Source organism: Caulobacter sp. HMWF025 (assembly GCF_003060965.1).
Taxonomy (GTDB): domain Bacteria; phylum Pseudomonadota; class Alphaproteobacteria; order Caulobacterales; family Caulobacteraceae; genus Caulobacter.
In genome coordinates this window covers 1-18,256 of sequence record NZ_QAII01000041.1, presented here as the reverse complement: position 1 = coordinate 18,256, position 18,256 = coordinate 1, and the positions used below count along the sequence as shown (strand labels likewise).

General features: G+C 68.1%; 20 protein-coding genes and 1 riboswitch. Of the genes, 10 read left to right on the top strand and 10 right to left on the bottom strand.

What is annotated here, in order from left to right; translation table 11 throughout:
• Positions 1-411: acyl-CoA dehydrogenase family protein (locus DBR10_RS19250; protein WP_199225310.1), on the bottom strand; the 411-nt coding region annotated here is incomplete at its 3' end.
• A 77-nt stretch (positions 412-488) separates the two neighbouring features.
• On the opposite strand from DBR10_RS19250, the gene DBR10_RS05370 reads away from it, so the two are divergent.
• Positions 489-1,565, top strand: a complete 1,077-nt coding sequence (locus DBR10_RS05370) for a site-specific DNA-methyltransferase (RefSeq protein ID WP_108505559.1) — start codon at positions 489-491, stop codon at positions 1,563-1,565.
• Here the strand turns inward: DBR10_RS05370 and mutY are convergent.
• Complete coding sequence (gene mutY, locus DBR10_RS05365; protein WP_108505560.1) at positions 1,562-2,611, bottom strand: A/G-specific adenine glycosylase; 1,050 nt, start codon at positions 2,609-2,611, stop codon at positions 1,562-1,564. The two genes, DBR10_RS05370 and mutY, sit on opposite strands and share 4 nt — an antisense overlap.
• Positions 2,612-2,657: 46 nt before the next feature.
• Between mutY and DBR10_RS05360 the strand changes: the two genes are divergently transcribed.
• The 4 genes from DBR10_RS05360 (at position 2,658) to DBR10_RS05345 (ending at position 8,047) form a co-directional block, all read left to right on the top strand.
• A complete protein-coding gene (locus DBR10_RS05360) occupies positions 2,658-3,203 on the top strand; it encodes a DUF721 domain-containing protein (RefSeq protein ID WP_108505561.1) in 546 nt (181 codons plus the stop codon).
• 128 nt (positions 3,204-3,331) lie between these two features.
• Entirely contained in the window at positions 3,332-3,958 is a 627-nt protein-coding gene (locus DBR10_RS05355) for a thioredoxin domain-containing protein (protein ID WP_108505562.1), read from the top strand.
• Positions 3,959-3,991: 33 nt separating this feature from the next.
• On the top strand, positions 3,992-4,582 hold the full coding sequence (locus DBR10_RS05350) for a thioredoxin domain-containing protein (protein ID WP_233243282.1): 591 nt from the start codon (positions 3,992-3,994) through the stop codon (positions 4,580-4,582).
• Between the two features lie 18 nt (positions 4,583-4,600).
• On the top strand, positions 4,601-8,047 hold the full coding sequence (locus tag DBR10_RS05345; RefSeq protein WP_108505564.1) for an AAA family ATPase: 3,447 nt from the start codon (positions 4,601-4,603) through the stop codon (positions 8,045-8,047).
• Between the two features lie 16 nt (positions 8,048-8,063).
• Here the strand turns inward: DBR10_RS05345 and DBR10_RS05340 are convergent, their stop codons facing one another.
• On the bottom strand, positions 8,064-8,861 hold the full coding sequence (locus DBR10_RS05340; RefSeq protein ID WP_108489688.1) for a TSUP family transporter: 798 nt from the start codon (positions 8,859-8,861) through the stop codon (positions 8,064-8,066).
• Between the two features lie 122 nt (positions 8,862-8,983).
• Positions 8,984-9,367, bottom strand: a complete 384-nt coding sequence (locus DBR10_RS05335; RefSeq protein ID WP_108505565.1) for a DUF6481 family protein — start codon at positions 9,365-9,367, stop codon at positions 8,984-8,986.
• Positions 9,368-9,773: 406 nt separating this feature from the next.
• On the opposite strand from DBR10_RS05335, the gene DBR10_RS05330 reads away from it, so the two are divergent.
• From DBR10_RS05330 to DBR10_RS05310, 5 genes are read left to right on the top strand one after another with little or no spacing between them, the layout of a single operon-like run.
• Positions 9,774-10,154, top strand: coding sequence for an AtpZ/AtpI family protein (locus tag DBR10_RS05330; RefSeq protein WP_108505577.1), 381 nt, complete (start codon positions 9,774-9,776; stop codon positions 10,152-10,154).
• 5 nt (positions 10,155-10,159) lie between these two features.
• On the top strand, positions 10,160-10,921 hold the full coding sequence (locus DBR10_RS05325; RefSeq protein WP_108505566.1) for a F0F1 ATP synthase subunit A: 762 nt from the start codon (positions 10,160-10,162) through the stop codon (positions 10,919-10,921).
• Positions 10,922-10,969: 48 nt separating this feature from the next.
• A complete protein-coding gene (locus DBR10_RS05320) occupies positions 10,970-11,194 on the top strand; it encodes a F0F1 ATP synthase subunit C (RefSeq protein WP_108505567.1) in 225 nt (74 codons plus the stop codon).
• Between the two features lie 26 nt (positions 11,195-11,220).
• On the top strand, positions 11,221-11,757 hold the full coding sequence (locus DBR10_RS05315) for a F0F1 ATP synthase subunit B family protein (protein ID WP_108505568.1): 537 nt from the start codon (positions 11,221-11,223) through the stop codon (positions 11,755-11,757).
• Positions 11,758-11,769: 12 nt separating this feature from the next.
• The gene (locus DBR10_RS05310) at positions 11,770-12,279 is read left to right on the top strand and encodes a F0F1 ATP synthase subunit B (protein WP_108505569.1); all 510 of its coding nucleotides are present in this window, start codon (positions 11,770-11,772) and stop codon (positions 12,277-12,279) included.
• Between the two features lie 91 nt (positions 12,280-12,370).
• Here DBR10_RS05310 and DBR10_RS05305 read toward each other — a convergent pair whose 3' ends face one another.
• The 6 genes from DBR10_RS05305 to gcvT form a co-directional block, all read right to left on the bottom strand.
• Positions 12,371-12,817 carry a hypothetical protein gene (locus DBR10_RS05305; protein ID WP_108556196.1) on the bottom strand — a complete coding sequence of 149 codons (447 nt, stop codon included), beginning with the start codon at positions 12,815-12,817 and terminating at the stop codon, positions 12,371-12,373.
• The gene (locus DBR10_RS05300) at positions 12,814-13,221 is read right to left on the bottom strand and encodes a hypothetical protein (protein WP_108505571.1); all 408 of its coding nucleotides are present in this window, start codon (positions 13,219-13,221) and stop codon (positions 12,814-12,816) included. The genes DBR10_RS05305 and DBR10_RS05300 overlap by 4 nt, the downstream gene beginning before the upstream one ends.
• A gap of 131 nt (positions 13,222-13,352) precedes the next feature.
• Positions 13,353-14,927 (bottom strand): aminomethyl-transferring glycine dehydrogenase subunit GcvPB, encoded by a 1,575-nt coding sequence (gcvPB, locus tag DBR10_RS05295; RefSeq protein WP_108505572.1) that lies wholly within the window; start codon positions 14,925-14,927, stop codon positions 13,353-13,355.
• Entirely contained in the window at positions 14,924-16,270 is a 1,347-nt protein-coding gene (gcvPA, locus tag DBR10_RS05290; protein ID WP_108505573.1) for an aminomethyl-transferring glycine dehydrogenase subunit GcvPA, read from the bottom strand. The genes gcvPB and gcvPA overlap by 4 nt, the downstream gene beginning before the upstream one ends.
• Positions 16,271-16,394: 124 nt before the next feature.
• On the bottom strand, positions 16,395-16,760 hold the full coding sequence (gene gcvH, locus DBR10_RS05285; RefSeq protein ID WP_108505574.1) for a glycine cleavage system protein GcvH: 366 nt from the start codon (positions 16,758-16,760) through the stop codon (positions 16,395-16,397).
• A 70-nt stretch (positions 16,761-16,830) separates the two neighbouring features.
• Positions 16,831-17,955 carry a glycine cleavage system aminomethyltransferase GcvT gene (gcvT, locus tag DBR10_RS05280; RefSeq protein ID WP_108505575.1) on the bottom strand — a complete coding sequence of 375 codons (1,125 nt, stop codon included), beginning with the start codon at positions 17,953-17,955 and terminating at the stop codon, positions 16,831-16,833.
• A 174-nt stretch (positions 17,956-18,129) separates the two neighbouring features.
• A riboswitch (glycine riboswitch) is annotated at positions 18,130-18,221 on the bottom strand.
• Between the last annotated feature and the right edge of the window lie 35 nt (positions 18,222-18,256).

Here is an 18,256-nt window from a genome sequence, read left to right as displayed (position 1 = left end):
CATCAGGCTGGCATTGACGCCGCCGGCGCCGTGGCGGGCCATCTCCTGGCTGGTGATGATCGACATGAACGGATCGGACGGCGACCCGCCATATTCCTCGGGCCAGCCCAGACCCAGCAGGCCGATTTCCGAGGCCTTGCGATAGAGTTCGCGCGGAAAGCTCTCGGCCTCGTCCCAGGCCTCGACAAAGGGGGTGATCTCGCGGGCCACCCAGCGACGCAGGGTATCGCGCCAGGCCAGGTGATGGTCCTGGTAGAAGGGGCTGAGACGGCTGGCATCCAGCCGGTCGAGCGGACTTTCCATGGCATTCTCCCGGATCGCGCGGTCCGTCTGCTGCGGATCCTGCGTGCTGGCGACCAGCATCGGACGGGCGACGCTGGGGAAGTAAACCGCCCGGAAGCGGCTCTTCATCTTTTGCTAACCACGTCTCTACATGGCCCGTTTACCAGAGAGACTCATGATTCCGTTCTACTTCTTGAGGACGCGACATGACCTTCGGGCCGGAAACCATCATCCAGGGCGACTGCATCGAGGCGATGAACGCCCTGCCGGAAAAGTCGGTCGACCTGATCTTCGCCGACCCGCCCTATAACCTGCAGCTGGGCGGGGACCTGCTGCGTCCCGACAACTCCAAGGTCGACGCGGTCGACGACCACTGGGACCAGTTCGAGAGCTTCGCGGCCTATGACAAGTTCACCCGCGAATGGCTGAAGGCTGCCCGGCGCGTGCTGAAGGACGACGGCGCGATCTGGGTGATCGGCAGCTATCACAACATCTTCCGCGTCGGCGTCGCCGTGCAGGACCTTGGCTTCTGGATCCTCAACGACGTCATCTGGCGCAAGTCCAACCCGATGCCCAACTTCAAGGGCACCCGCTTCGCCAACGCCCACGAGACCCTGATCTGGGCCTCCAAGAGCCAGGCCGCCAAGCGCTACACCTTCAACTACGACGCCCTGAAGATGGCCAATGACGAGGTGCAGATGCGCTCGGACTGGACCATCCCGCTGTGCACCGGCGAGGAGCGCATCAAGGGGGTCGACGGCAACAAGGCCCATCCGACCCAGAAGCCGGAAGCCCTGCTCTATCGCGTCATCATGTCCACCACCCGTCCGGGTGACGTAATCCTCGATCCCTTCTTCGGGGTCGGCACCACCGGGGCCGCCGCCAAGCGCCTGGGCCGTCGCTTCATCGGCATCGAGCGCGAAAGCGAATATGTCGAGCATGCCAAGGCCCGCATCGCCAAGGTCGTGCCGATCGCGCCGGAAGACCTCGACGTCATGGGCTCCAAGCGCAGCGAGCCGCGCGTGCCGTTCGGCACCATCGTCGAGAGCGGCCTGCTCAGCCCCGGCGACACCCTGTTCTGCTCCAAGGGAGCCCATGCGGCCAAGATCCGCGCCGATGGCTCGATCACCGTGGGCGACCTGTCGGGTTCGATCCACAAGATCGGTGCCCTGGTACAGTCGGCCCCGGCCTGCAACGGCTGGACCTACTGGCACTTCAAGACCGACGCCGGCCTCGCGCCGATCGACGTCCTGCGGGCCCAGGTCCGGGCGGGGATGAACTAGATCAGCCGCTCGCCGGTGCGCGCCGCCTTCAGGAACACGCTGGGCAGGGCGTCCAGACCCTCGCGTGGCGTCCAGACGAAGTCACCGTCATGGGTGCCGTCGGCGGCGAACACCCGCAGGGTCAGGGAAAAGTGCGTGAAGACGTGCTCGACCGTCCCCCGGTCCTGCCAGGCGGCGGCGACCGGCGCGACGGCGAGCGCCTCCTCATCTGACCAGGGCGTCGACCGCCAGTCGCTGGTCGGCAAGCCCAGCATGCCACCCAGCAGTCCCTTGGGCGGACGCCGGACCAGGGCCACATCGTCGCCCCGGGTCAGCCGGTAAGCGACGCCGTAGCGCCGGGGCCGTTCGGCCTTCTTCGTCTTGCGCGGATAGGTGCCCGCCGCCCCGGTTTTGAGGCCTTCGCACCAGGCCGAGATCGGACACAGATCGCACAGTGGCGACTTGGGCCGGCAAACCGTCGCGCCCAGATCCATCAGGGCCTGGGCCCAGTCGCCGGGCCGCTCGGCCGTGACCAGATCGCCGGCCAGGGCCTTCAGCTGCGGCTTGGCGTCGGGCAGGGGCGTCTCGACCGCATTGAGCCTGGCCATCACCCGCTCGACATTGCCGTCGACCACATTGGCCGGCCGGTCAAAGGCGATGGCCGCCACGGCCGCGGCCGTATAGGCCCCGACGCCGGGCAGGGCACGCAGGCCCTCCTCGGTATCGGGAAAGACGCCGCCGTGATCGCTTGCCACGGCCCGGGCGCAGGCCAGCAGGTTGCGGGCCCGGGCATAGTAGCCGAGCCCCGCCCAGGCCCCCATCAGCTCGCCGTCCGGGGCGGCCGCCAGGTCCGACACGGTGGGCCAGCGCTGGGTGAAGCTCAGGAAATAGGGTGTGGCATGCGGCACGGTGGTCTGCTGCAGCATCACCTCCGCCAGCCAGACCCGGTAGGGATCGCCGCGCACGCCGTCCCGCCGGTCTGCCGGACTGACTCGCCAGGCCAGGGTCCGCGCCTGGCGGTCGTACCAGGCCAGCAGGGCCGAGCGGAGGGCGTCGCGAACTTTCATCCCCTTCGCCTACCGCAAGGGACGGGCCTCATGCTAGCCTCGGAACATGGCCCGCCGCCCCCTGCCCACCGCCGAAGAAGCTGTCGCGATCCTCAGTCGTCGCCGGACCCGGCCGCCGATGCGACCGCCGCCGCCGGCCGGCCGGAACCTGGCACCGCTGCTGAAAGCGCTTGAAGCCAAGCATGGTCAGGGTCCCGCTGCGCTGCAGACCCGCTGGAAGGAAATCGTCGGCGAGCCCCTGGCCCGCCGGACCGAGCCGGTCCGGATCATCAAGGGCCGCAATGGCGAGGGCGGGGCCCTGGAGCTGCGGGTCGATGGGCCGGTGGCCTCACTGATCCAGCACCAGGTGCCGCAGATCACCGCCCGCCTCGACCTGTTGCTGGGCAAGGGCGTAGTCACCCGACTTAGGATCATCCAGGGGCCCCTGAAAAACCCGCAGCCGCCCCAGGCGCTGAAGCCGCGCCGCAAGCCGCCGCTCGACGCCGCCCGCGAGCGCCAGCTCAGTGACGGCCTGTCCAATCAGCCCGACGGCCCTCTGAAGGACGCCCTGATGAAACTTGGACGCGGGGTCCTGCGCAACGAACCCTCATGACCCGGTGACGCTCGCGGATTGACAACCCGGCCGCGATTGCGCTCATGCCAAGGCCTTATCCCTGCCCTTTTCGCGCGGCTTAAGAATCGCGCTTAACTTCACTGTTCTCGCCTGAAGGAAGATCGATCATGCGTCCGCTGACCCGCCGGCTCCTGACCGCCGTAGCCCTCACCGCCTCGATGGGCGTTGCGCTCGCCGGCTGTACCAAGAAGGATGCGGTGACCGCCGACGACATGAGCCAGGGCAATCCGAACTCGAAGGTCACCGTGGTCGAATATGCCTCGGCCACCTGCTCGCACTGCGGCCGCTGGAACAACGAGGTCTATCCGGCCTTCAAGGCCAAGTACGTCGATACCGGCAAGGTCAACTATGTCTATCGCGAGATCCTGACCGCGCCGGCCGAAGTCGCCGCCGCCTCGTTCCTGATGGCGCGCTGCGCCGGCAAGGACAAGTACTTCCAGGTCGTGGACTCGGTCTACCGCTCGCAGGAAGAGATGTTCACTACCGGCCAGTACCGCGACGTGCTGGTCCGCATCGCCCAGTCGGCGGGCATGGACGAGGCCAAGTTCACGGCCTGCGTCAGCGACGAAAAGGCCCTCAAGGCCCTGAACGCCCGTGTCGAGAAGTACAGCAAGGAACAGGACATCCGCGGCACCCCGACCTTCGTCGTCAATGGCAAGAAGGTGGGCGGTCCGGACGGTGGCGAAGTGACGCTGGCCCAGCTGGACGCCGCCATCGCCGAAGCCGGCAAGTAGGGACGGCCCGCCTTGTCCCTTGACCGCCGCGCAATGCTTGCAACCGGCCTGGCCCTGGTGGCCGTGCCGGTTGCGGCGCGCGCCGCGCCCCTGGCACCGGCTCCGGGTGACATGGTGCTGGGCTCGGCCAAGGCCCCCGGGCAGCTGGTCGTCTATGCCTCGCCCAGCTGTCCGCACTGCGCCCACTGGTGGACGACCGACCTGCCGGTCCTGCGCCAGCAGCTGATCGACCCCGGCAAGGCCAGGCTGGTGTTCCGGGAGTACCTCACGCCGCCAAACGAATTTGCGGCCGCAGCCTTCCTGCTGGCCCGCCGGGCTGGACCTGCCCGCTATTTCGAGGCCCTCGGCGCGATATTCGCCCGTCAGACCGAGATCTTCGAGAGCGGTGAGCTGTGGGAAGGCCTGCTGGTCGTCGGCAAGAGCCTCGGCCTGACCGAGCCCCAATTTACCGCAGCCCTGTCTGATCCGGCCGGGCTGGAAGCCGTCAATGTCCGGTTCCGCCAGGGCCTGGCCCAGGGGGTCGAGGTCACGCCGACCTTCTATGCCAACGGCACACCGTTCGAAGGCGAGGCCTCGGTCGCCCAGCTGACCCGGATTCTCGCTGCCCCCGCGGCCAAGCGCTAGGGCGGGAGGGACCGCCCCGTGCAGTTCCAGCGCCTGCGCCTCACGGGCTTCAAGTCCTTCGTCGAGCCGACCGAGTTCCGGATCGAGCCCGGCCTGACCGGCATTGTAGGCCCCAACGGCTGTGGCAAGTCCAACCTGCTGGAAGCCCTGCGCTGGGTCATGGGGGCCAATTCCGCCAAGGCCATGCGGGCCGGCGGCATGGACGATGTGATCTTCGCCGGCAGCGGCAACCGCCCGGCCCGCAATCATGCCGATGTCGCGCTCACCATCGACAATTCCGACCGCACGGCCCCGGCCCAGTTCAACGATGATCCGGTCCTCGAGGTGGTTCGCCGGATCGACCGGGGCGAGGGCTCGACCTACCGGATCAACGGGCGGGAGGTCCGGGCCCGTGACGTCCAGCTGCTGTTTGCCGATGCCTCGACGGGGGCCAATTCCCCGGCCCTGGTCCGGCAGGGGCAGATCAGCGAGCTGATCGGGGCCAAGCCGCAGAACCGGCGCCGTATCCTCGAAGAGGCGGCCGGGGTCTCGGGCCTGCATACCCGCCGCCATGAGGCCGAACTGCGTCTGAGGGCCGCCGAGAGCAACCTGTCGCGTCTCGACGACGTGGCTCGCGAGCTGGAAACCGCCCTCAACCGTCTGCGCCGCGAAGCCCGCCAGGCCGAGAAGTACAAGCGCCTGTCGGCCGAGATTCGAGCGGTCCAGGGCGCGGTGCTGTTCGCGCGCTGGGCTGAAGCTCGGGATACCTTGCACCGGACCCAGACCGACGCGACCGACGCAGCTCGCCAGGTGGAAGAGACGGCCCGCACCGCTGCTGCGGCCCAGGTCGAGATCACCCGCGCCGAAGGGGCCATGCCGCCGCTGCGCGAAGAGGCCACCATTGCCCAGGCGGTGCTGGGGCAGCTGGCGATCCAGAAGGACCGGGCGGAGCGTGAGGCCGAGGCTGCCGCTGCCGAGTTCCAGCGCCTGTCTGCGGACCTGGCCCGGATCGACGCCGATCAGGCCCGGGAGAGCCAGGCCCGGGATGACGCCCTGGCGACCCTGGGGCGCATCGAGCCCGAGTTGGCCGAGGTGCGGACCCTGGTCTCTGCGGCTCCGGAGCGCGGGCCTGAACTGGCCGCCGCCGCCAAGGCTGCCGAAGACGCCCGGGCGGCCGCCGAGGCCGCCGTTGAGCAACTGGCAGCGCGGGCCGCCGCCGAGGAAGCCCGGGCCCGGGCCGCCGCCGCGCGTCTGGCTGATGCCGAGGCGCGGCTGTCACGGACGGTTCGTGCCCTGGATCAGGCCCGCACCGAACGTGCCGCTGTCGGCCCCGAGGTCGATCCGGCGGCCGCCGATGCCGCCCAGCGTTTGGCCAATGCCGAGGCCGCCCTGGCCACGGCGCGGACAGCTCTGGAGTCCGCCGAGGCCGATCGCGCCCAGGCCGCCGAGCGTGAAGCTTCGGCCCGGCAACTGGCCCGCAGTCTGGAAGACCAGCTGGGGCGTCTCAGAACCGAGGCGCGGGGCCTCGCCCAGCTGACGGCCCCCCGGAGCAAGAGCGGTCATGCACCGGCGCTGGACTCTGTCTCGCCCGAAAAGGGCTATGGGGCCGCCCTCGCGGCTGCCCTCGGCGATGATCTGGATGCGGCCCTCGATGCCCGCGCCCTGTCCTATTGGGGTGGGGCCGAGGCCAGGGGTCCGGCCTGGCCGCAAGGGGCAGAGCCCCTGGCCCCCCTGGTCAAGGCCCCGGCCGAGCTGGCGGCCCGCCTGGCCTTCGTGGCGGTCGTCGCCAGGGCTGACGGCGAGCGGCTGCAGAAGACCCTTGGGCCCGGTATGCGACTGGTCTCCCGTGAGGGTGACCTGTGGCGCTGGGACGGCTTCGTGGCCCGCGCCGATGCGCCGAAACCTGCGGCCGTGCGGCTGGAGCAGCGGACCCGGCTGGCCGAGGTCGAGGCCGAGATCGACATCACTGCGCCCCGGGCCGAAGCAACCGCCGCTGCCCTGAAGTCGGCGTCGGACCGGCTTCGCGCCGCCGAAGACACGCTGCGCGACCGGCGTCGCGGACCGCCGGACGCTGAGCGGCTGCTGGCCGGGGCTCGCGACGCGGTTGCCCAGTTCGAACGCGCGGCGGCCCTGCGGGCGGCCCGGGCCCAGTCGCTGGACGAGACCATCGCCCGGTTCGAGGCCGAACATACCGAGGTCGAAGCGGCCCTGGCCGTCGTCCGGACCGAACACGAGGGGATCTCCGGGTCTGCCGATCTGGCCCCGCAACTGGCTGAAGCCCGGCAAGCCGCTGCTGCGGCCCGCGAGGCGGCCGGCGCGGCCCGCACGGCTCTGGACGTCGAAACCCGCGAGCGGGCCGGCCGGCAACGCCGGCTGGAGAGTCTGGAGCGCGACCTGGCGGACTGGACCCGTCGGGCCGAGGCCGCTGCCCGGCGTAGCGAGTCGCTTGACTCCGATAGGGTCAAGGCCGCTGCGGCGCTTGACGCGGCCCGTGAGGCTCCCGAGGCCCTGCAGGCCCGGCTCCTGGTCCTGCTGGACGAGTTCGGGGCCGCCGAGGCGCGGCGCGTCAAGGCCAGCGACGCCCTGGAAGAGGCTGAAACCGCCCGGCTGCAGGCCGACCGCGCCGCCCGCGCCGCCGATCAGGCCGCCGGCGAGGCCCGCGAGCGTCGTGCCGCCCTCGTCGCCCATCTGGACGGGGCCCGGGCGCGACTGGCCGAGATCGCCGGCAACATCCGCGAATCGGTCCGCATGGAGCCCGAGGAGCTGGGGCGTCATGTGGCCGGCGAGGCCGTCGCCGTGCCGAAGGACGCCGCCGGGGTCGAGGCGCACCTGTTTGCCCTGGAGCGGGAACGCGACGCTATTGGACCGGTCAATCTGCGGGCTGAGGAAGAGGCCCAGGAATATGCCGGGCGCCTCGAGATCATGCGCACCGAGCGAGCCGACCTGTCGGGCGCGGTCGGCAAGCTGCGGGCGGGAATCGAGGAACTGAACGCCGAGGGCCGCGAGCGCCTGCTGGCCGCCTTCGAGGTGATCAACGGCCACTTCCAGACCCTGTTCCAGGCCCTGTTCGGTGGCGGGCAGGCCGAGCTGAGACTGATCGAGAGCGATGATCCGCTGGAAGCCGGCCTCGAGATCTATGCCTGCCCACCGGGCAAGCGGATGGCTTCGATGAGCCTGATGAGCGGCGGTGAGCAGGCCCTGACGGCCAGCGCCCTGATCTTCGGCGTGTTCCTGGCCAATCCGGCCCCGATCTGCGTGCTCGACGAAGTCGATGCGCCGCTCGATGACGCCAATGTCGACCGCTACTGCAACATGCTCGACGAGATGCGCCGCCGCACCCAGACCCGGTTCATCGCCATCACCCACAATCCGGTGACCATGAGCCGGATGGATCGCCTTTTCGGCGTGACCATGGGCGAGCGGGGCGTCAGCCAGCTGGTCAGCGTGGACCTGTCGACCGCCGAGAAGCTGGTCGCCACGCAGTAGCTTCGACAGGCTTCCGTCAGCCGCCCAGCAGGCCCGTCAGGATCTGGCGCAGGGGATTGGCGGGATCGGACAGCAGCTTGATGGCCATGGCGCAGGCCATGGTCACCAGCAGTGGCCGGATCAGGCGTGGCCCAAAGCGCATGGCCAGACGCGAACCGACCTGGGCCCCGATGAAGGCTCCGGCTGCCATGGCCAGACCGATCGGCCAGACGACCGCACCCTTGAGGGCGAACAGGGACAGGCTGCCCAGATTGCTGGCGGCATTGGCCAGCTTGGTATGGGCTGTGGCCTTCAGCGCGCCATAACCCAGCAGGGTCACGATGGCGACCATGTAGAAGGCCCCGGCCCCGGGACCGAAGATCCCGTCATAGAAGCCGACCAGGGGGGCGATCAGGCCGGCAAAGACGGGCAGGGCCAGGCGGGGCGGCGCGTCTTCGGCCTTCAGGGCCCTGGACAGGGCGAAATAGAGGGCGATGCAGATCAGCAGGACCGGCACCAGGGCCTTGAGGAAGGCGGGCGACAGCAGGCTGGCGCAGAGCGCGCCGGCCAGCCCGGCCAGACCCGCGGCCAGCGCGACCGGAAGGCCGGCCTTCCAGTCAATCAGGCCGCGCCGCGCAAAGGCCGTGGTCGCCGAGACCGAGCCGAACGAGCCCTGAAGCTTGTTGGTCGCCAGGGCGGCGACGGGATCGAGGCCGGCCAGCAGCAGGGCCGGCAGGGTCAGCAGGCCACCGCCGCCGGCGATGGCGTCAAAAGCCCCGGCCAGGGCCGCGACGGCGAACAGGGTCGCCAGAAGCTCAGGTTGAAGCGCGTCCACAAGTCACTCCGGCCGCAGTCGCCGACTCAACGGGAGCCGGGACCATGCGGTCGGGTCGAGACTCGGAAAATGTCGCCCGGGGGCGAAGGGGGGAAAGAGCGCCTGCACCCTTTCCCTCAGGATCAACCGATCAGGTTGCCCCACTCGTGAGCGCGGGCGCTCTTGCTGGTGCGACCCAGGGAGCGAAGCTGTTCGCGCTGGGCAGCCTTCTCTTCCTTGCGCATCCGCTGTTCGGCGGCGGCATCGGCCTTGCGTTCCTTACGCTCGGCGCGCTTGGCGGCAAGAATCTCTTCCTGCTTGGCCAGCTGCTCGAGGCGGGCGGCCTCGCGGGCGGCTGCTCGGGCGGCACGAACGACTTCCAGTTCGGCAGCGCGGAGCTCTTCGCGCTTGTCGAAGTCAGGATCCGTGACCGTGGGCTTGGGCTTCAGTTTCGCCAGCATGGCCTTCTTGGCCTCGGCGGCGGCGGAGATACGATCGGAGAAACCGGTGTTCTTCAGATGCGACATGAATCTTCTGGCTAAGGGAAAGTCGCGGCTCTCAAACCCCAAAATCGCGAAAAAAGCAATGCGTCATCCCGTGCTCCCGGCCAGTTGCGATACAACCGCGATTTTTTTGTCGCGGGCCCTTGCTGTGACGAGTTCCTGTCGAGGGATGAACGGGAGAGTTTGCCCCCTTCGGACGGGTCGGGGGGCGTATCCGATGCACTCGGCCCGTTCCGGGCAGCATTGCCGCAAGGATTTGTCCACCGCGCGGTGCCGTTGCGTAAAAGGTCTTATTATACAGGGCTTTGCGTACTGTTCAGGCAACCTTGACGCACCGCAGCGAGCCCTATAGGTTCCGCCGCGATCAAGCCGGCCGGAAATACGCCACTTTTTGGCGTGTCCGCAGGCGTTTCCGGACCTGACCGCTTCCATGCCCAAGGCCGACGAACCGAACGACAAGGCTTTTGACAGCCTCGACGCTCGGCTCGACGCTTTCGAGGCCCGGAAGGCGGCAGAGAAGCCGGTTCGCGCCGAGAACGAGAAATCGTCCCAGGACGGCTATCGTCTCCTGGCGGATTTGGTCGGTGGCGTACTGGTTGGGCTCGGCTTCGGCTGGCTGCTTGACCGTTATGTCAACACGGCGCCTTGGGGCATGGTCGGCGGTCTGCTGATCGGCATGGGGGCGTCGATCTTCGGTGTCGTCCGCAAGGCGACCCAACTGAGCGCGCAGGCGTCGGCAAAGGCTCCCGAGGGGCAGGCCGGCGAAGACACGGGAGGCGGGTCAACCGCCCCCAAGCAGAAGAGAGACTAGGGCCAATGGCCGATCCGATGCACCAGTTCCAGGTCACCAAGATCGTGGAACTGCCGACCGTGACCGTGTTGGGCCTGCCGATCGATCTGTCGATCACCAATTCCGTGGCCGCCATGCTGCTGGCTGCAACGCTCGTCATCGTGTTCTACACCCTGGCCTCGGCCAAGCAGGCCGTTGTCCCGGGCCGTCTCCAGACGGTGGGCGAGATGCTGTACGGCCTCGTCGATGGTCTGGCCGAGTCGATCATCGGCCACGAAGGCAAGAAGTTCCTGCCCTTCGTCTTTACCCTGTTCGCCCTGGTGCTGTTCATGAACCTTCAGGGCATGTTCCTGGTATTCACGGCCACCTCGCAACTGGCCGTGACCCTGACCCTCGGCATGCTGGTCATCCTGACCGTTGTCGCCGTCGGCTTCGCCAAGAACGGCATCAAGTTCTTCAAGCTGTTCGCCCCCTCCGGCGTGCCCGGCTGGATCCTGCCGCTGGTGGTGCTGATCGAGATCGTCTCGTTCCTGGTGCGCCCCCTGACGCTCGCCCTGCGTCTGTTCGGCAACATGGTCGGCGGTCACGTGGTTCTGAAGATTTTCGCCGGCTTCGTCATCGCCCTGGGCGGGCTTGGCGTGCTTGGCTGGGCCGGCGCGGCGCTGGCCCTGACCTCCGTCGTCGCCCTGACGGCTCTAGAGTTCATGGTGGCCTTCCTTCAGGCCTTCGTGTTCGCGGTGCTCGCCTGCGTCTATCTGAACGACGTCGTGCACCTCGACAGCCACTGATCACCCTTTTTTCTTTCCAACCTTTCGATCTTTCCAAGGAGTCTCACAATGGAAGCTGAAGCCGCGAAGTACATCGGCGCTGGTCTGGCGATGCTGGGCATGATCGGCGCGGGCATCGGCCTGGGCGTGATGTTCGGTAACTATTTCCAGGGCGCGCTGCGCAACCCGACCGCCGCCGCTCAAGAGCGTCCGATGCTGTTCCTGGGCATGGCGCTGACCGAAGCCCTGGGCATCTTCGCCCTGGTCATCGCCTTCCTGATCCTCTTCTCCTAATCCCTAGCTAAGAGGCGTCTTCGCCCATGGCGACGGAAACTCACGGCACGGTCGAGACGACTGAAGCCCCAGCGCACGAAGGCGGCGGCGGTCTTCCGCAACTGCAATTCCAGCACTGGGGCGGGCAGATCGTCTGGCTGCTGCTCATCTTCGCCGTTCTCTATGCGGTGCTGTCCAAGGTGCTTTTGCCCAAGGTCAGCGGTGCCATTGAGGAACGCGGCGCCAAGATCGCCGGCGACATCGCCGACGCCCGTCGTCTGAAGGACGAAGCCGAGGTGCAGGCCCGCGCGGCCGCCACCGAGGTCGCCGAGGCTCGTGCCAAGGCCCAGAAGACGGCGGCGGATGCCAAGGCCAAGGCCTCGGCTGAGTCGGCCGAGCGTCAGGCGAAGGAAGAAGCGGTTCTGGCTGAAAAGCTGGCGGCTGCTGAAGCCGACATCCAGGCCGCGCGCGACCAGGCCATGAGCCATGTCGCCGCCGTGGCTTCGGAGACGGCTGGTGCCATCGTCGAAAAGCTGACGGGCAAGGCGGCTTCGGCCGCCGAGCTCAAAGCGGCTCTGGCCTAAGGAGAGACGACGATGGAACACGAGTCCCTGTTCAACCTCTCCAATCCCGAATTCTGGGTGCTGGTCGCGCTGGTCCTGTTCTTCGGCCTGCTGGTCGTGCTCAAGGTCCTGCCTGGTGCCCTGTTCGGAGCGCTCGACGGCTATGCCGCCAAGATCAAGGCTGAACTCGACGAGGCCCAGCAACTGCGGGAAGAGGCCCAGGCCCTGCTCGTGGGTGTGAAGGCCCAGCGCGAGGACGCCGAACGTCAGGCTGCCGGCATGATCGAAGCTGCCAAGGTTGATGCCGCCCGCATGGCGGTTGAAGCCAAGGAGAAGCTGGAAGAGCAGATCAAGCGTCGCGCCGAAATGGCCGAACGCAAGATCGCCCAAGCCGAAGCCCAGGCCGCTGCGGACGTCAAGGCCGCTGCTGTCGACCTCGCCGCCCAGGCCGCCGAAGCCGTGCTTTCCGCGCGTCTGGCCGGCCTGAAGAGCGATCCGCTGGTCGATGCGGCCATCGGCCAGATGGGTGCCAAGCTGCAATAGCTTTCGGCAATCCGGCTAAAAAAATCAGGGCGCGAACCTCAGCGGTTTGCGCCCTTTTTCTTGGCTGGTTCGAAATCCAGCCCCACAGAGATCAAGCGCGCTTTGGTGCCATCCTGCGCGCGATGTAGCCGCGCGCACGCTTGCGGCTGCGCTTAAGCACCCGCCAATGCGGCCGGCGCAGGATCATCTTCTCGGTCCGCAACATCTGCTGCCAAACCACCAGCAGGACCTCCGGCTCACGCCGCATCAGGCGGCGGATCGGGAAGACCAGCTTGGGATGGCGCTTCTGCCAGCGGATGAACTGCTTGCGGGCCTGGAACGAGTATCGCAGCCCGATCATCAGGCCCAGCACGAGCATGGGCAGGCCGATATGGCCGGGCAGGGGCGTCAGGATTGCGCCGGCGATGATGACCAGCGACCCAAACCCGATCGCGATCCAGCGAAAGGCGCGAGCGGCGGACTCGCGCAGGAGCAGGGCCAGCCGCGCACGGCGACGAACCTTCTGGCGGATATCCAGCGTGGCTGCGGCGGGGATCACCGAGGGCGCTTGAGCGACTTGCGCCAGCGGACGGCGACCCGCCAGCGGCGCGGTATGATCAGGCGCTCGACCCGCAGGGCCTGTTGCCAGGCCACCAGAACAACCTCGGGCTCGCGTCTGAGGAGACGGCGGAGCGGAAAGATCAGCTTGGGGTGGGCATGCTGAAAGCGCACGAACTGCTTGCGGGCCTTGAACGAGTTCCGCAGCACAAGCATCAGCCCGACCACCGTCAGTGGCAGCCCCAGTGGGCCGGGGAGCGGAGCGATCAGGGCTCCGCCCGCGATCAGCACCAGGCCCACAACCACCAGGCTGACGCGCAGAACACGCGCCACAATCTCGCGGGCGAGATCATCAGCGGGAGAGAAGCGCGCGCGAGGCATGGCGAAGGTGACGGACACTGTCATGGGGGCTAACGGAAACCGCGCTCCGTTGGCTCCCTGGAAGATCCCAGCCAGCCCGACGCGCAGGGCTGATATGTGGACCGATAAGGGCGCCGTAAAGGCGCCCTTTCGACGCGTCTTGAAAGTCGCCCGTGCTATTCGGCAGCCAGTGGCGCCGCAGCCACAGGTTTCCACTTCAACCGGGGCTTGCGGGCGGCCTGGGTCTCGTCAAGACGACGCAGGGGCGCATGGAACGGTGCCCCCTTGAAGCGCTCGACGTCGCCGGCCTTGGCGGCCTCGGCCAGGGCCAGCAGGGCCGCGACAAAGCGGTCCAGTTCCTGCTTGCTCTCGGTTTCGGTCGGCTCAATGAGCATGGCCCCGTGGACGACCAGCGGGAAATACATGGTCATCGGGTGGAAGCCCTCGTCGATCATCGCCTTGGCGAAGTCGAGCGTGGTCACCCCGGTCCCTTCAAGCCAGCTGTCGTCGAACAGGGCCTCGTGCATGCACGGTCCCTCCGGGAAGGCCGGGCTCATGGCACCCGACAGACGCGCCTTCAGATAGTTGGCGTTCAGCACAGCATCCTCGGCCACCTGCCGCAGACCGTCGGCCCCGTGGCTGAGCATGTAGGCATAGGCACGGGTGTACATACCCATCTGGCCATGGAACGCGCTCATCCGGCCAAACGCCGTCTCTGCGCCCGCCTCGCCGGCATGCTCGACGAGGGCAAAGCCGTCTTCGCCATGGACGAGCCAGGGGGTCGGGGCGAACGGTGCGAGGGCCTCGCTCAGGACCACCGGGCCAGCGCCAGGACCGCCGCCGCCGTGGGGCGTCGAGAAGGTCTTGTGCAGGTTGATGTGCATGGCATCGACGCCGAGGTCGCCCGGGCGGACCCGGCCGACAATGGCGTTGAAGTTGGCGCCGTCGCAGTAGAAATAGGCCCCGGCAGCGTGGGTCAGGCGCGCGATCTCGACGATGTCGCGCTCGAACAGGCCGCAGGTGTTGGGATTGGTGACCATGATGGCGGCCACGTGGTCGCCGAGCTTGGACTCCAGGTCGGCCATGTCCACACGACCATCGGCCGTCTGGGCGATCTCGACCACGGTATAGCCGACGAAGGCCGCCGTGGCCGGGTTGGTGCCGTGGGCACTGGTCGGAGCCAGCACGGTCTTGCGATGGCCCTGGCCGGCCGCTTCATGGGCCGAGCGGATGGCCAGCATGCCGCACATCTCGCCATGGGCCCCGGCCTTGGGCGTCAGGGCCACGGCCGGCATGCCGGTCAGGGTCTTCAGCCAGTGGGCCAGCCGGTCCATCAGCTGCAGGGCACCCTGGACGGTGGACTGTGGCTGCAGCGGGTGGATGTCGGAGAAGCCCGGCAGGCGCGCCATCTTCTCGTTCAGGCGCGGGTTGTGCTTCATCGTGCACGAGCCCAGCGGATAGAGCGCCAGGTCGATGGCGTGGTTCTTTTGGCTCAGGCGCACATAGTGGCGCACGGTCTCAGGCTCGGACAGGCCGGGCAGGCCGATCGGCGCGGTGCGCAGCAGGCCGTCCAGGGCGTCCGACGGGGCGGACGCCTCGGGCAGATCGACGCCGGTCTTGTCCCAGCCGCCGAGTTCGAAGATCAGGGCTTCGTCCTGCAGCAGGCCGCGGGCCCCGGTCAGGGTGGCGTGGGCCGTGTCATTGGCGGCGGATTCGGGACGGGTCGGCCGTCCGACGGTGTTCATGCTCATTGGGCGATGACCTTGGCCAGAACCTTGGCAAAGAAGGTGATGTCGATATCCAGCGTCGTCTCGGTAGCCGCGACCAGCAGCACGTCGTCGAGCCCGGCCGTGGCGTCCAGGCGCGAGAAGGGCACGCCGGCGATGATGCCTTGACCCGCCAGGGTCTCGACGAGTTCGGCGGCCTTGCCGGGCACACGGATGGCGAATTCGTTGAAGAAGCGCGGGGTCAGGATCTCGACGCCCGGCACGGCGGCCAGGGCATCACCCAGGGCACGAGCCTTCTCGTGGTTGATCGCGGCCAGCTGACGAAGCCCAACCTCGCCCAGCAGGCTCATATGGATGCTGAAGGCCAGGGCGCACAGGCCGCTGTTGGTGCAGATGTTGCTGGTGGCCTTGTCGCGGCGGATGTGCTGCTCGCGGGTCGACAGGGTCAGCACGAAGCCGCGGCGACCGTCGGCGTCCACGGTCTCGCCACAGAGGCGGCCAGGGGCCTGGCGAATGTATTTTTCCTTGCAGGCGAACAGGCCGACATAGGGGCCGCCGAAGTTCAGGCCGTTGCCGATCGACTGGCCCTCGGCCACCACGATATCGGCCCCCATTTCGCCGGGCGACTTCAGCAGACCGAGGGAGACCACCTCGGTGGTGACCACGATCAGCAGGGCCCCGGCGGCCTGGGCGGCGGCGGCGATCTTGCTGACGTCGGTGACCGTGCCGAACACATTGGGCGTCTGGACGACCACGCAGGCGGTGTCGGCGTCGATCGCGGCGATCACCGCGTCCTCGGCATCGATCGCCGCCGGCAGATGCGCCGTGGCGACGCCGGCCGCATGGGCCAGGGTCTCGACGGTTTCCACATAGTGCGGATGCACTCCGCCCGACATCACCGCCTTGTTGCGGCGGGTCACACGGGTGGCCATCATCACGGCCTCGGCGGCTGCGGTCGAGCCGTCATAGAGCGAGGCATTGGCCACCTCCATGCCGGTCAGGGCGGCGACCTGGGTCTGGAACTCGAACAGCACCTGCAAGGTGCCCTGGGCGATTTCCGGCTGGTAGGGCGTGTAGCTGGTCAGGAACTCCGACCGCTGGATGATGTGGTCGACCGTGGCCGGCACATGGTGACGATAGGCCCCGGCCCCGCAGAAGAACGGGCCTTCCCCCGCCGACCGGTTGCGTTTGGCCAGGGCGGCCATCTCGCGCTCGACTTCCAGCTCGCCGGCATGGAAGGGCAGGTCGACCGGATCAGTGCGCCGGGCGACGCCGGGCACGTCGACGAACAGGGCGTCGATCGAGTCCACGCCGATGACGCCCAGCATCTCGGCGCGATCTTCGGGAGTGAGGGGGAGGTAGCGCATGGGGAGGAGCCTGTTTTGTTGTCATCCCGGCCGGAGCGAAGCGAAGAGCCGGGACCGCGGAAAGCGCTGGGCTTGGGGCGGTCCCGGCTCGGCGCGCTTCGCGCTGGGCCGGGATGACAGAGAGTTACAGCGTGCCGAGGAAGGCTTCGTAGGCGTCGCGGTCCATCAGGGCCTCGACTTCCGACGGGTTCGAGAGCTTGACCTTGGCAAACCAGCCGCCGGTTTCCGGCACGGCATTGACCGTCTCGGGGCTGTCACCGAGGGCGGCATTGGCCTCGACCACCTCGCCCGACACCGGGGCATAGACGTCGGACGCGGCCTTGACGCTCTCGACCACGGCCAGGCCTTCGCCCTGCTTCACGGTCTTGCCGATCTCGGGGACCTCGACAAACACGACATCGCCCAGCTGCTCGGCGGCATAGGCTGTGATGCCGACGGTGGCGATGTCGCCCTCGACGGCGACCCACTCATGATCCTTGGTGAAACGCATGTCTGGGGTCCTTCCTTGTTGTTGTCGCGCGACAGACGCCAAAACCGGCATCCACTTTTGGCTGTCGCGCTTAGAGTTTGCGAACGTAACGATTGGGAACGAACGGTGAGGCGACGACCTGCGCCGCCTGGGACTTGCCGCGCACGATGACGCTGAGGGTCTCGCCCAGCGTAGCGTGGGCGGGAGGAACGAAGCCGATGGCGATGGCGCCGCCGAAGCTGGGGCCAAAGCCGCCGCTGGTGACGACGCCGATCACGGCACCGGACGCGTCGGCGATCTGCGCGCCCTCGCGGGCCGGAGCCCCTTCCAGCACCTTCAGATTGACGCGGACGCGCGACAGGTCGCCCGCCAGTTCAGCACCGATCCGGGCGGCCCCGGGGAAGTCGGCGGCCTCGCGGCGGCGCTTGCCGATGGCGAAGTTCAGGCCGGCCTCGATGGGCGAGACGGTCTCGTCCAGGTCATGGCCATAAAGCGGCAGGCCGGCCTCGAGCCGCAGACTGTCGCGCGCCCCCAGGCCGATGGGTTTGACCCGCTCGTCCTGTAGCAGGGTGTTCCAGATGCGCGTCGCGTCGGCAGCGGGCAGCGAGATCTCGTAGCCGTCCTCGCCGGTATAGCCCGAGCGCGAGATGATGGCGTCGACGCCGAAGGCGGTCAGGGCGGCGGTGTCCATGAACAGCATGTCGGCGGCGGCCGGCACATGGGCGGCCAGCACGGCGGCGGCCTCGGGCCCCTGCAGGGCCAGCAGGGCGCGATCCTCGAGCCGCTCGACCGTGGCCTCGCCCTCGAGGGCGGCGGCGATGATGGCGTAGTCATTGTCCTTGCAGGCGCCGTTGACCACCACGAACAGGCCGTCGTCATCGGGCCGCGCGGTCATCAGGTCGTCGATGATCCCGCCCTGGTCGTTCAGCAGCACGCCATAGCGCTGCTTGCCGGGCTTGAGACCCTGATAGTCGGCCGAGACCACCTTCTCGAAGCTCTTGGCCGGATCCGCGCCGCGAATCCGCGCCTGGCCCATGTGCGAGACGTCAAACAGGCCGGCATGTTCGCGGGTCCAGAGGTGCTCCTTCAGCACCCCGTCCCGGTACTGCACCGGCATGGCATAGCCGGCGAACGGCACCATGCGGGCACCGAGCGCGACGTGCGCATCGAACAGGGGCGTCTTCTTGAGATCTTGGTCGGACACGCAGGGCTCCAATCGGGGACGACGCGGCTAGCCCGGCTTGCGCCAGACGGTCGCGCCCCCGCTGTCCCTTTGACCTGAGAGATTCCGGCCGCCCTTCAAAGTGAAAAGGGGACAGCCTTGCTCCTTCGGCGGGCCATCCGTCTCCCCTGTCAAAAAGGAAGGCAGATCGCCTCTTTCCAGCGTTCCTAAACCCGCGCGGTCCTTTTGCCTGAGCGTTTCCGGGGCGGTTGCGCCTTCGGCCTCGGGACGCGAATCCCGATGTCTCCCGCGAGGGTTGGGGCTCAATGCTGGAGGGGGGCGCGGGAGTCAAGCG